This window comes from Ferruginibacter profundus, from assembly GCF_054783275.1.
On record NZ_BAAGQW010000002.1, the window covers coordinates 443,501 to 455,154 of the forward strand.

An 11,654-nucleotide genomic window follows, 5' to 3' on the forward strand; every position below is an offset into this window, starting at 1 on the left:
TTTATTTACCCCAGCGGAATGTTTTTACATCAATACCTGCAAGGTCAAGCACCCTGTCAACCACGGTAGCAGCCACTTCTTCAATAGTTGCTGGTTTGCTGTAAAATGAGGGTGTTGCCGGGCAGATGATGCCTCCGGCAAGCGTTATGGCTTCCATATTGCGTATATGAATAAGGTTATACGGCGTATCTCTTGCCACGCAGATCAGTTGCCGCCTCTCCTTTAAAACAACGTCGGCAGCCCTGGTAATTAAATCATTAGAAATGCCTGTGGCTATCCTGCCCAAAGTACCCATGCTGCAAGGGATGATGATCATTGTATCAAACTGCCCTGACCCTGAAGCGAAAGGGGCATTAAAATCCTGCTGGCTGTAAAATTTTACAGGAAGGTCTTTATAGCTGTCATTATCCAGCTCAGTAGCCCAAACCTGTTTAGCATTTTCGGTCATTACCACGGCCAGGTCTGCCCATTGCTCTTTAGCCTGCAGTAATTTATCAATTAATATTTTAGGATAAACTGAACCACTTGCACCGGTTATTGCCACTACAATTTTCTTCATTACTTTGCGTTTATAAACCATCTAAGCTACAAAACAATTATTTCATGCAAAAGGTTAAATATTTTTTCATTCTTCTTGTTATTCCGGCACTATTTTCATCTTTTAATACCCCAAAAAAAGATAAAATAAACTGGCTTACTTTAAATGAACTGGATGCTGTGTATAAAAAACAACCCAAACCAATTATCATTGATGTGTATACGAGTTGGTGCGGCTGGTGCAAAGTAATGGACAAGGAAACTTATGGCAACGATAAAGTAGCTACTTATATTAACGAAAATTACTATGCTGTAAAATTCAATGCCGAATCAAAGGATTCTGCTGTACTGAACGGGAAAAAATATGGATTTAATACTACTTATAAAGCCAATGATCTTGCTGTTTATTTGTTATTTGGCCAGATGGGTTATCCTACCACAGTTTTATTATCGGCCATTGATGCACAACCGGCCCCATTATCCGGTTACCTTAAACCATCCGAACTGGAGCCGCCATTAAAATTTTTTGGCGATGGTATTTATAAAAGCAAGAATTTCCCTGATTACATGAAGGCATTTTCAGCAAAATGGTAAAAATATTTATGACCATGCAACCGAGTATTATTGATAACCGACTATATAATTGGTTTTTCATAGGATAAGGTTTAATGGTTAATGGTTTTTGATTAGTGCCGGTCCCCGAAAGGGTTCCGGTTTTTTTGTGTCATTTTTTGAGTTATTGCCACAGCCGCACGGAAACACAGTAGTTCTACCATTATTTTATGCACACGCAGCTGTTATAATTTTTGAATAAATTTGTTCTACTGTTGAATTCTCAAAAGTAAAAATGAAGAAATATAAATTTACAAAGAGTGGACATGATTGGTACATTGATCTTCCGGTATTTATTGAACAAGGAGGCAGTATTGGCGACTTACAAATGGTAGACGGGGCAGACAAAATGCTAGACCTGATGGCAGGGAATGAGACCTCTGTAACGCTTTGTATTTCTAAGGATCAATTTGAAGAAGCAGATGTTCTTGAACTAACCGAAAAATGTGATCCGTATGTTGGCGGCGGATATTATATCCTGAAAAACTACGAAGGAAAAGAAATCAACCGAACAATGTGGTTGTGCAAGGTTACCGAATTCGTATTTGGGGATATCCCTTTACAAATTTTCATCAAAAGAGAAAACACCAACCCAACTTAAAAATACCCGGGCTTAAAGAAAAGTCTTTTTTACCCGGGTAATATAAACATGCACATTTTTTAGTGGGAACTATATGTTGTAATTTCCGTTCTCAATTTACTACATGCCGGCACCAAAACTTCAACGCAGCCTCGGGCTTTTTCAATCTACTGTTTTAAATATGATCGACATGGTGGGCATTGGCCCCTTTGTAACACTGCCTTTTGTAATGGGTTTAATGGGTGGCATGTTTTTATATGCCTGGATAGCAGGCGCTGTGCTTTCGTTGATTGATGCCATGATCTGGAGCGAACTGGGGGCAGCCTACCCTCTTGCCGGCGGCAGTTACAATTTTTTAAAACAGGCTTATGGCAAAAACGGGGCCGGCAGAATGATGAGCTTTTTATACGTATGGCAAACCGTTATACAGGCACCATTAGTTGCAGCTTCTGCAGCCATTGGCTTTTCGCAATACCTGGGTTATTTAATTCAGCTTACGCCATTGGAACAAAAAGCTGTTTCAGGAATCGTTATCATCTTCATTACTTTTTTATTATACCGTAAAGTTGACAGCATTGGTAAAATTGGCGTGCTGTTGTGGAGCGGCGTGCTGCTTACTTTAGGCTGGATAATTTTCGGGGGCATTGCTCATGGTAATTTTTTACAGCCATTAAAAGATATTAATACCGGTTTCAACTGGGCGCAATTAGCATCGTTTGTATTTGGACAGGCCTGCATCAAATCGATGTACAGTTATTTAGGCTATTACAATGTTTGTCATTTAGGAGGAGAAATTAAAAACCCCGGCAAAAATATTCCGAGAAGCATGTTTATTTCTGTAATCGGCATTGCCATTTTATACCTGGCCATGAATGTAAGTGTAAGCAGCGTAATTCCCTGGCAGGAAATAAAGGGCTGGGAAGCTACAAAAACAGGCAGCATCAGCGACAAAAGCAATTATGTGGTAAGTATATTTATTGAACGATTATATGGCGGCACGGCGGCTACTGTTGCTACTGTAATGATATTGTGGGTAGCGCTGGCCTCTCTGTTTGCTGTAATGCTCGGCTATTCAAGAGTGCCGTATGCCGCAGCAGTTGATGGTGCATTTTTTAAAATCTTCGGCAAGCTTCACCCTACCAAAAATTTTCCCTATGTTTCGTTATTGATATTGGCAGGCTTTGCATTTTTATTCAGTATGTTGTTTAAAATGAAACATGTAATTGACGGTATCCTGGCTATGCGTATCATTGTACAGTTTGTAGGCCAGGCGGTTGGTATTATTTTATTGCGCAACAGAAACGGCACCAAAAACCTGCCTTATAAAATGCCGCTTTACCCATTGCCGGCTATTTTAGCCATTGCCATGTGGTTGTTTATTTTTATTGCCACGGGCCTTACTATAATAGTTTCTTTTCTTATTGTTTTTGGAAGTGGCGTAATTGTGTATTTCATTTATGCTAAACTGCAACATAAGTGGCCTTATGTATCAAATGACCTCTTAAATTCAGAAGATGAAATTGAAATGGCCGTGGAATAATTTACAACACACTATTATGCACAGAAAATTTTCCTGTACATAAAAAAGTGAACACCGCAGCAACCAGGTTGCAGGCAATGATTGTTTTCTTTATCATATCAGAATTTTATTTTTATTCCTGCGGCTACGCCAAATGAATTGGGATAAGATTTTACTGCCGCATCTTTATTAATTGACGTTAAAGCAAAGCTGCCGGCTGGCATAAGATTCAAGGCAATCCTTTTGCCCAGGTTATACTCCAAAGCAATTCCGGCAAATGCATTAAAGTATGTTTTTTTAAGCCCTTGTATGGTACTGATCGTTTGTTTTTCTTTTGTACTGCCCTGTATTAATTCGGTTTCTATTTGCTGCTTGGTTAAAAAATTAATGGTGGTACCTGCTGTAGGCACAATACTGAATTTACCGAATGAAAAGGTATAGTCAACTGCTAACGGAATACCCACGTATTGCAATGTATTGGTAGAAGCTGCTGCGCTAACACTATCACCAACCGCCGGAGTAGTTCCGGTTTTAGGATTAATATAAGTATACCCTGAAGAACAATCGAAACGGTATTTTACTTTGCCATCATTATCCAGTTTGGCAAATATTTTTTTAGGCTCGATACTTATTTTTTTAGTGAGGTAGGTAATGCCAGATTGTACACTCCACTTTTTACTTACCGGAACCTGTACCAGCACACCAACCAATGAAGATGTTTCGTGTGGTTCATCCCTTTTAATTTCTTCCCTGCCATTTCTTGGCTGCGGACCGGGATCATGATGATCATCTTCTAACCTGTTAAAACTAAACTGTGGCGAATAAAACGGCATTACATTTACATGAAAAGGCTTAGGGTTTTTAAGATTTTTCTTTTGGGCTGCGGCTACAGTAGCATCAGGCGTAATTCTTTTGGTATCAATTTTTGTAAGCCCCTTTTTTTGCAGATCGCCGGTTATCTTTTCAGCTTTATCATTTTGCAGTGCCCTTAATTCATTTTGCTTTGTAATGAATGACAATTTATTTTCCGGATTTTTTACAATATCATTTTCAGCTGCTGTTTCATCTTCTTGTGCAGCTGCATTTTTTACGGTAATTTTTGTTTTATGGATGGAAGATTTTTTTATTGGCGACTTTGTTACCTGCTGAGGTGAAGTATTTTCAGTTACCATTTCACCCTCATTTTCAGCTCCAGGATTTTTTATGCTGATCTTATTTTTTGATTTTTGTTCTGCACCAATGGCTGTTTTTCGATTCAGGTTTTGTTCACCCTTGTTGGTTAAGTTATTCAAAGAATCCCTTTGCAAATCTTTCCCTGCATTTTTCATTTCAGTATTGTCTGATGCAGTACCGCTGGTACCCGTAGCTATTTCACCTGTGCTATTCAGGTTCCCTTCAGTTACATCGGGTTTATTCTTCTCAACGCTATCATTATTGTTTGTTGTAGCCACCTTCCTATATGTTCCGTTATCCATGATATCTACCGCCACTCTCTCCCTGCCATATTTTTTTGATTGTATCTCATAAATAATAGTACCTGATAATAGCAGTAATAAGGCGATCGCCAATCTTTTAAGATTATTGTATTTTCTTTTTATCTGGATAACATTACTTTTATCCAGGTTGTTATCTATGGCATCCCATACTTTTCCCGAAGGCATCTCTTCCTGCCCTTCAATGGAATCCCTGAACAATTTATCAATATCGTGTAAATTTTCGCTCATAAGCTAATTAGTATTTTGTTTAGCAATTTGTGCGCTGTTTACAACAGCTTTTTTTAAGATAGCTCTTGCATCTGATAAATTGGATTTGGAAGTACCTTCAGAAATACCCAGTACTTCAGCTATTTCCCTGTGTTTCATACCTTCAAAAACATACAAGTTAAAAACCATACGGTAAGCGGATGGCAATAGCTGTACCATCTGTAATAATTCTTTGGTGCCCAGTTGAGAGGAAATATTTTCGGTGCCGCCATACTCCGTTTGTACATCGTCGATATTTACCACGGCGTGAAGATGTGATTTACTCCTGAATTTCTGTAGTGCACAATTCACCATAATCTTTCTTACCCAGCCCTCAAAAGAGCCGGCAAATTTAAACTGCTGCAAATTTTCAAACACTTTCATAAAACCCTCCTGCAAAGTTTCCTCTGCTTCTTCCCTGTTTTTAGAATACCGCAGGCATATCACAAACATCTTTGGTGCCAGCAACGCATACAACCTGCTCTGGGAATGTCTTTCCCCTTTAATACAGAGTTGTATAAGCTGGTTTAGTTCGTCCTGCATATTGCGAATACAGTTAAGATGTCAATCAATTGTTAAATGGTTGGGTTAAGAAATAAAATATTTTTTTGCACCCAACCCTTTATCCATAACTCCGCATCTGTGCTTTTATTATACGTTATCAAAATTTGCCCACTCAAAAAAATCAATTATGAAAAAAGCCCTTTTTAGTCTGCTGATTCCCGCTACAGTTTTATTTGCCTGCAACAAATCCAATACGGATAGCAGTAACGTTTCATTAACTGCCTCAGCCACACAGGTGGCCGTTGGCCAGACGGTTACTGTTACTGCCAGTACAAATGTAAATACATTAAGCTGGTCGGCAACACCAGCCGCCACTGCTTTGGCAACTTACAGCGTTACCACAGAAAAGACCAATTATTTTACATTTTCCCAACCAGGCAATTATGTAATTGGTGTGAGAGCAAGAGGACTTGATTTAGATTCCGTGCATGTTTGTAATCACAACGACAGCATCGGTCATCACCTTCCTGATAGTTTATGGAACCATCATATTGATAGTATGTGGCATGTAAGAGGTCATGACAGGGGCCAATGCAAAAACGGACAAGATTCAGCTTCAATAGTTATACAGGTTAAGTAGGTTTAATGGCGAACAAAAAGCGGGTTTATTTCTATAAGCCTGCTTTACTTTAAACAGATACAACACAACATTAACAATAAGTGCGTCGGCAATTACCTCTGCTACATTTTGTTGGAACAGTTTTAGCTGACTGGTAATCACTTGTAAAAAGATCACTTAAAATTCAATCAATATGAAATTCGTAACACTTCTATTATGCTCATCATTATTTGCCACCTCCTCCGGCTGGCTGAATAACCTGGAGGATGCAAAAAAAACGGCAACACAAAACCACGAATTGATACTTTTGAATTTTTCCGGCTCCGATTGGTGTGGCCCCTGCATAAGGTTGCGAAAAGAAATATTTGAAAGCACTGAATTTAAAAATTATGCAGATGCCAACCTGGTATTGGTAAATGCCGATTTTCCCAGGTTGAAAAAAAACCAGCAGGATAAAGAACAGGTAAAACGAAATGAGGCATTGGCAGATAAATATAATCCCAAAGGAAAATTCCCTTTCACGTTGTTATTAGATGCCGGGGGTAAAGTTTTAAAAACTTATGATGGCTTCCCCGGTATTTCTGCAACAGAATTTACAAACGATATCAAATCATTCACCAATGCCGGCAAATGACACCCTTACGCTTACGCAAACTATTTTTAAGCGTACCTTAAAATTAATGGGCAACCGGTTTGAAATAAGCGTGGTAGCCGATGAAGAAGATGAAGGCTGGGCTAACAATTGTATAGATGCTGCCATTGCCGACATACAGCGTATTGAAAGATTACTCACCACCTTCAGCGATACCAGTGAAACTTATTTAATTAATGCTAATGCAGGAATAAAACCTGTTAAAGTTGACAAAGAAATTTTTGATATCATTCAACGCTCTGTAAAAATATCAGAGATCACACAAGGTGCATTTGATATTACCTACGGATCTATTGATAAACGTTTATGGAATTTTGACAAGACCATGAAAACATTGCCCGATGAAAAACTGGCAAAGAAAATGGTGCGTTTGATCAATTATAAAAACATCATTTTAAACAGAGAAAACTATACGGTTTTTTTAAAGGAAAAAGGTATGCGTATTGGCTTTGGAGGTATAGGAAAAGGCTATGCTGCCGAACGTGCCAAATATATTTTAAAACAAAATGGTGTTGAGCATGGTATTGTAAATGCAGCGGGAGATTTAACCACATGGGGCTATCAGCCTGATGGCAAACCGTGGACAATTGGTATTGCCAACCCCAACAGTATTCACCAGCCATTCTCTTACATGAACATTACAGACATGGCTGTGGCTACATCCGGGAACTATGAAAAATTTGTGGTGATCAACGGAAGAAAATATTCCCATACCATTGATCCAAAAACTGGTATGCCGGTGCATGGTATTAAAAGCGTAACCATAATTAGTCCCAATGCAGAAATTGCAGATGCAATGGCAACTCCGGTTACCATTATGGGCATTACTGCCGGGTTAGATATGATTAACCAGATAAAAAATATTGCCTGCATCATTATCGATGAACAGGATACAATTTACACTTCAAAAAACATTAACCTGATATGAGTACTAGAAGAAACCTTACAATGATTGCAGCCGGAATTACAGTATCTGTTGCTGCAGGCAGTTGCGTCAGCGTAAAAGAGTATCAAAAAAATAAACTGAACGATTCTGAAATGGTGTTAGGCGCAAGAAAAGTACAGAAGACCGAAATGAGTTTTCAAACTTACCGTGAAGGTGCATCAGGTGCTAACGGAGGTAAGACAGGTGGCGGATGTGGTTGTAATTAACAGACACCACCAGTAAAAAATCCGCAAAAAATTATATCGACAAAAGGACTGGAAAATAAAATAACTTATGAAGAAGATCTGTTTATCTGTAGTAGGCCTGTATATAGGTTTGTTTGGAGCTTTTGCTCAAACTAACTCCACTGATTCTGTATATCAAAGCCGCCCGCTGAAAATTGATGAAGTAAATTTAGTCAGCAGCTATTATCACCAGGATGGAAATAACAGTGCTGTTACCGGGGGCATTGGCACAGAAAAATTAACGGACATTGCTAATGTGATTGACCTGAAATTAGTAGGTTACGATTATAAATTACGCAAACATTCAGTTACTATAGAAGCAGGTGTGGATACTTATACTTCTGCATCATCTGACAAAATTGACCTGAAAGCGAATTCTTCAGCATCTTCTCATGATGTTCGTTTTTATCCTTCCGTAGCATGGAGTGTAGAGAATGAAAAAACAGGTAATACATTTGGATTAAATGCTTCTTTTTCTAAAGAATTTGATTACACCTCTTTTGGCATCGGTGCCAGCTTTAATAAAAAATCTAAAAATAATAACCGTGAGTTTGGCATTAAAGCACAGGCTTATCTCGACCGGGTTTCGCTGGTATATCCAATTGAATTGATACCAGCTTCAACTAGCAGTGCGTCTTCATCCCGTGGAGAGCATCAATATCCTGTTAGTGCAAGAAATACTTTCAGCACTTCACTTTCCTATTCGCAGGTGGTGAACAGGAATTTCCAGCTGATGTTTTTAACGGATCTTGTTTCGCAAAATGGTTACCTGGGATTACCTTTTCACAGGGTTTATTTTACAGACGGATCTGTACACGTGGAAAACTTACCGGGCAGCAGATTTAAAATACCTTTAGGTGTAAGAGCAAATTACTTTTTAGGAGACAAAGTTATTTTACGATCCTTCTATCGTTTTTATAAAGACGACTGGGGGCTGCAATCCAATACTATAGACCTTGAAACTGCAGTGAAACTGACACCGTTTTTTTCTGTTACACCGTTCTATCGTTTTTATACTCAAACAGCAATAAAATATTATGCTGCTTACGAAGCACATACAGCTGCTGACCAATATTACACCAGCAGTCCTGACCTGTCAAAATTCAACAGCAACTTTTTTGGAGCAGGCTTTCGTGTTGCGCCACCAAAAGGTGTGCTGGGAATTGAACGTTTGAGTATGCTTGAACTACGCTATGGACATTACAACAGGACCAATGGATTGAATTCTGACATTGTGAGTTTAAATTTAAAATTCAAATAAATATTTTTGAAACTACTTTGTAGTTGTTGTTTGCCAGGGATTGCATGGATGATCACGTATAGTATTTTTAATTAGTGGCCGTTATTGTAATTCGTGGCAACAAATTTGCAATAAGAAAAACAAAAAAACATTTACACATCTTCACTTTTGTTTAACAGTGTAGCAGCATAATTGTAATACTAATTTTTGATTTCTGCTGTTACATTAATAATAATCAACCACTAAATTCTTTCTATCGGCATACAGACTTTTACATTGACTTTTTTATCACCACTAAATGTAAATCCAATGAAGTCTGTATTAAAAAAAACTATTCTTGCCGTTGTATTGATAGCGGGCCACAGCATTTTGCTGCAAGCACAAATAGACCTTTCAAAATATGAAGTGGGCCTTAGTGGCGGTGTATTTGTTTACCAGGGAGATCTTACGCCACAACAATTAGGGTCATACAAAACAATGAAGCCGCAACTGGCTTTGCATATTTACCGCATCATCAGCCCTGCGTTTTCTGTTCGTTTAAATCTTAACAGGGGTAAACTCTATGGTAATGATGCAAAATATTCAAACCCTGATTGGAGGCAGCAAAGAAATTTTAATTTCTCCACACCGGTAACGGAACTTTCATTGCAGGGTGTATGGAGTTTTTTACAGGCCAGGACACCACGCTTTTCTCCTTATCTTTTTGCAGGTGCAGGTTTTTCATTTGTAAAAATAAAAAGAGACTGGAGTAATATTAATACTACCGTATTTGGTGAAGGATCAGATGTTCAGAATGGATTAGCCACAGATGCAGCAAAATCTTTGCCCCGTATCTTACCGGTTGTACCCGTAGGTGCTGGCGTGCGCTATGGATTGAATGATCATTTTTCTTTAATTGGTGAAACCAGTTACCGTTTAAGCTTTACTGATTATTTAGATGGCTTTAGCAAATCTGCCAATCCCAATAAAAACGACCATTATTTAAGCCACAGTGTTGGCATCATCTATTCATTTAATAAAAAGGATAAAACATTAGGTTGCCCTAAAAGATTTTAGATTTGTGATTTTAGGTTTATGATTTTTGTGGAAGGTATGGCGGAGGCTTTATTAAATTTTCACAGGCAATTCCATTAACTCATTCAGTTCATTATGTATACATTGAAAAGCCATGCAGTAGCTGCCGTTGGTGATCACCAGGTACGGCACCTGCATGGTTATGTTATACCGTAACACCTGGTCTAACACTTGTTTATTCAAATCCACATTCATTTCTTTACACTCTATAATCATCCATGGTTTTGATGCAGCATCATACACCACAATATCAAAACGCTTTTTAAGATCACCCAGTTTAATCTCCTTCTCCACTGCAATTAAAGAAGCCGCATATTTTTTTACTTTTACCAGGTATTGCAAAAAATTCTGCCGCACCCATTCTTCGGGGGTAAGCACTACCCATTTTTTTCTTACCTCATCAAAGATAATTTCCCTGCTATCTTCCTTTTTAATTTTAGGCTGATAGGGCGGGTAATCAATTTTTATCATCGTACCTGAAGGGAATTTTGTAATTTTAAAAAATGTAACTGCCTGAAAGTATTATTAAGCAAAGGTATGACGTTCAAGTGAGCCACACAATTGCATAACCATGTTCAATAAATAAAATTCAGCCAGTCCTAAAAAATCAAAGAAAAATATGAAGTCAAAAGAAGAAATTGTAAACAACTGGCTGCCGAGATATACCGGCGAAGCTTTAGAGAACTTTGGTAAATATATTTTATTGACCAATTTCAGTAATTATGTAGACATGTTTGCTGCATGGAATAATGTAAAAGTAATCGGACGGGACCGGCCGATGCAATGTGCCACCGCCAATAATATTACCATTATTAATTTTGGTATGGGAAGCCCGGGTGCTGCAACTGTGATGGATCTGTTAAGTGCTATACAACCCGAAGCGGTTTTGTTTTTAGGCAAATGCGGCGGTTTAAAAAAACGCCATAGTATCGGCGACCTGATTTTACCTATTGCCGCCATGAGAGGCGAAGGAACGAGCAATGATTACTTTCCTCCTATTGTTCCGGCACTGCCTTCCTTTAGTTTGCAGAAAGCGATATCAACTACGATAAGAGATTATGAAACCGATTACTGGACCGGCACTGTATATACTACCAACCGCAGGGTTTGGGAGCATGATGAAGAATTTAAACTGTACCTGCAAAAAGTAAAAGCTTATGCCATTGATATGGAAACAGCCACTATTTTTTCTGTTGGTTTCTATAACCACATCCCAACCGGTGCATTGTTACTGGTTAGCGATCAGCCGATGGTTCCCGAAGGAGTAAAAACAGAAGCCAGTGATAAAAATGTTACGGCGGCGTTTGTAGAACGCCATTTAAAAATCGGTATCGATTCTTTAAAACAATTAATTAATAACGGTTTAACTGTAAGACATTTGAAATTTTAATCGTCAGTTGTGAGT

The 11,654-nt window shown here is 38.4% G+C and carries 14 protein-coding genes; 10 read left to right on the forward strand and 4 right to left on the reverse strand.

Annotated elements, in window-relative coordinates; genetic code table 11:
- Position 1: 1 nt before the first annotated feature.
- On the reverse strand, positions 2–559 hold the full coding sequence (locus ACYVM0_RS12115; RefSeq protein WP_460557377.1) for a UbiX family flavin prenyltransferase: 558 nt from the start codon (positions 557–559) through the stop codon (positions 2–4).
- 44 nt (positions 560–603) lie between these two features.
- Between ACYVM0_RS12115 and ACYVM0_RS12120 the strand changes: the two genes are divergently transcribed.
- The 3 genes from ACYVM0_RS12120 to ACYVM0_RS12130 all read left to right on the forward strand — a co-directional run bounded on the left by ACYVM0_RS12120 (position 604) and on the right by ACYVM0_RS12130 (position 3,269).
- On the forward strand, positions 604–1,131 hold the full coding sequence (locus ACYVM0_RS12120) for a thioredoxin family protein (RefSeq protein WP_460557379.1): 528 nt from the start codon (positions 604–606) through the stop codon (positions 1,129–1,131).
- 253 nt (positions 1,132–1,384) lie between these two features.
- The gene (locus ACYVM0_RS12125; protein WP_460557381.1) at positions 1,385–1,750 is read left to right on the forward strand and encodes a DUF6717 family protein; all 366 of its coding nucleotides are present in this window, start codon (positions 1,385–1,387) and stop codon (positions 1,748–1,750) included.
- 103 nt (positions 1,751–1,853) lie between these two features.
- Positions 1,854–3,269, forward strand: a complete 1,416-nt coding sequence (locus tag ACYVM0_RS12130) for an APC family permease (RefSeq protein WP_460557383.1) — start codon at positions 1,854–1,856, stop codon at positions 3,267–3,269.
- A gap of 98 nt (positions 3,270–3,367) precedes the next feature.
- On the opposite strand, the gene ACYVM0_RS12135 is transcribed toward ACYVM0_RS12130, so the two are convergent.
- Together ACYVM0_RS12135 and ACYVM0_RS12140 are read right to left on the reverse strand one after the other, a co-directional pair.
- Positions 3,368–4,972, reverse strand: a complete 1,605-nt coding sequence (locus tag ACYVM0_RS12135; protein WP_460557384.1) for a hypothetical protein — start codon at positions 4,970–4,972, stop codon at positions 3,368–3,370.
- 3 nt (positions 4,973–4,975) lie between these two features.
- Positions 4,976–5,533, reverse strand: coding sequence for an RNA polymerase sigma factor (locus ACYVM0_RS12140; protein ID WP_460557386.1), 558 nt, complete (start codon positions 5,531–5,533; stop codon positions 4,976–4,978).
- Between the two features lie 148 nt (positions 5,534–5,681).
- On the opposite strand from ACYVM0_RS12140, the gene ACYVM0_RS12145 reads away from it, so the two are divergent.
- From ACYVM0_RS12145 to ACYVM0_RS12170, 6 genes are all read left to right on the forward strand, one after another.
- On the forward strand, positions 5,682–6,134 hold the full coding sequence (locus ACYVM0_RS12145) for a hypothetical protein (RefSeq protein WP_460557388.1): 453 nt from the start codon (positions 5,682–5,684) through the stop codon (positions 6,132–6,134).
- A gap of 172 nt (positions 6,135–6,306) precedes the next feature.
- A complete protein-coding gene (locus ACYVM0_RS12150) occupies positions 6,307–6,747 on the forward strand; it encodes a thioredoxin family protein (protein WP_460557390.1) in 441 nt (146 codons plus the stop codon).
- Positions 6,734–7,693 carry an FAD:protein FMN transferase gene (locus ACYVM0_RS12155; RefSeq protein WP_460557392.1) on the forward strand — a complete coding sequence of 320 codons (960 nt, stop codon included), beginning with the start codon at positions 6,734–6,736 and terminating at the stop codon, positions 7,691–7,693. The genes ACYVM0_RS12150 and ACYVM0_RS12155 overlap by 14 nt, the downstream gene beginning before the upstream one ends.
- Positions 7,690–7,917 (forward strand): DUF4266 domain-containing protein, encoded by a 228-nt coding sequence (locus ACYVM0_RS12160; protein WP_460557394.1) that lies wholly within the window; start codon positions 7,690–7,692, stop codon positions 7,915–7,917. The genes ACYVM0_RS12155 and ACYVM0_RS12160 overlap by 4 nt, the downstream gene beginning before the upstream one ends.
- Before the next feature lie 67 nt (positions 7,918–7,984).
- Positions 7,985–9,196, forward strand: coding sequence for a DUF3570 domain-containing protein (locus ACYVM0_RS12165; RefSeq protein WP_460557396.1), 1,212 nt, complete (start codon positions 7,985–7,987; stop codon positions 9,194–9,196).
- A 288-nt stretch (positions 9,197–9,484) separates the two neighbouring features.
- Positions 9,485–10,231, forward strand: a complete 747-nt coding sequence (locus ACYVM0_RS12170) for a DUF6089 family protein (RefSeq protein ID WP_460557398.1) — start codon at positions 9,485–9,487, stop codon at positions 10,229–10,231.
- A gap of 51 nt (positions 10,232–10,282) precedes the next feature.
- Here the strand turns inward: ACYVM0_RS12170 and ACYVM0_RS12175 are convergent, their stop codons facing one another.
- Positions 10,283–10,720: a type I restriction enzyme HsdR N-terminal domain-containing protein gene (locus ACYVM0_RS12175; protein WP_460557400.1), complete on the reverse strand. Its 438-nt coding sequence runs from the start codon at positions 10,718–10,720 to the stop codon at positions 10,283–10,285.
- A 148-nt stretch (positions 10,721–10,868) separates the two neighbouring features.
- On the opposite strand from ACYVM0_RS12175, the gene ACYVM0_RS12180 reads away from it, so the two are divergent.
- Entirely contained in the window at positions 10,869–11,639 is a 771-nt protein-coding gene (locus tag ACYVM0_RS12180) for an AMP nucleosidase (RefSeq protein ID WP_460557402.1), read from the forward strand.
- Positions 11,640–11,654: the final 15 nt, after the last annotated feature.

What these genes read in the sequence shown, in the direction of transcription:
- ACYVM0_RS12175 (WP_460557400.1), bottom strand. Translation starts at nt 10,720, where the DNA reads ATGATAAAAATTGATTACCCGCCCTATCAGCCTAAAATTAAAAAGGAA.
- ACYVM0_RS12170 (WP_460557398.1), top strand. Translation starts at nt 9,485, where the DNA reads ATGAAGTCTGTATTAAAAAAAACTATTCTTGCCGTTGTATTGATAGCG.
- ACYVM0_RS12180 (WP_460557402.1), top strand. Translation starts at nt 10,869, where the DNA reads ATGAAGTCAAAAGAAGAAATTGTAAACAACTGGCTGCCGAGATATACC.
- ACYVM0_RS12140 (WP_460557386.1), bottom strand. Translation starts at nt 5,533, where the DNA reads ATGCAGGACGAACTAAACCAGCTTATACAACTCTGTATTAAAGGGGAA.
- ACYVM0_RS12120 (WP_460557379.1), top strand. Translation starts at nt 604, where the DNA reads ATGCAAAAGGTTAAATATTTTTTCATTCTTCTTGTTATTCCGGCACTA.
- ACYVM0_RS12165 (WP_460557396.1), top strand. Translation starts at nt 7,985, where the DNA reads ATGAAGAAGATCTGTTTATCTGTAGTAGGCCTGTATATAGGTTTGTTT.
- ACYVM0_RS12135 (WP_460557384.1), bottom strand. Translation starts at nt 4,972, where the DNA reads ATGAGCGAAAATTTACACGATATTGATAAATTGTTCAGGGATTCCATT.
- ACYVM0_RS12155 (WP_460557392.1), top strand. Translation starts at nt 6,734, where the DNA reads ATGCCGGCAAATGACACCCTTACGCTTACGCAAACTATTTTTAAGCGT.
- ACYVM0_RS12150 (WP_460557390.1), top strand. Translation starts at nt 6,307, where the DNA reads ATGAAATTCGTAACACTTCTATTATGCTCATCATTATTTGCCACCTCC.
- ACYVM0_RS12160 (WP_460557394.1), top strand. Translation starts at nt 7,690, where the DNA reads ATGAGTACTAGAAGAAACCTTACAATGATTGCAGCCGGAATTACAGTA.
- ACYVM0_RS12145 (WP_460557388.1), top strand. Translation starts at nt 5,682, where the DNA reads ATGAAAAAAGCCCTTTTTAGTCTGCTGATTCCCGCTACAGTTTTATTT.
- ACYVM0_RS12115 (WP_460557377.1), bottom strand. Translation starts at nt 559, where the DNA reads ATGAAGAAAATTGTAGTGGCAATAACCGGTGCAAGTGGTTCAGTTTAT.
- ACYVM0_RS12130 (WP_460557383.1), top strand. Translation starts at nt 1,854, where the DNA reads ATGCCGGCACCAAAACTTCAACGCAGCCTCGGGCTTTTTCAATCTACT.
- ACYVM0_RS12125 (WP_460557381.1), top strand. Translation starts at nt 1,385, where the DNA reads ATGAAGAAATATAAATTTACAAAGAGTGGACATGATTGGTACATTGAT.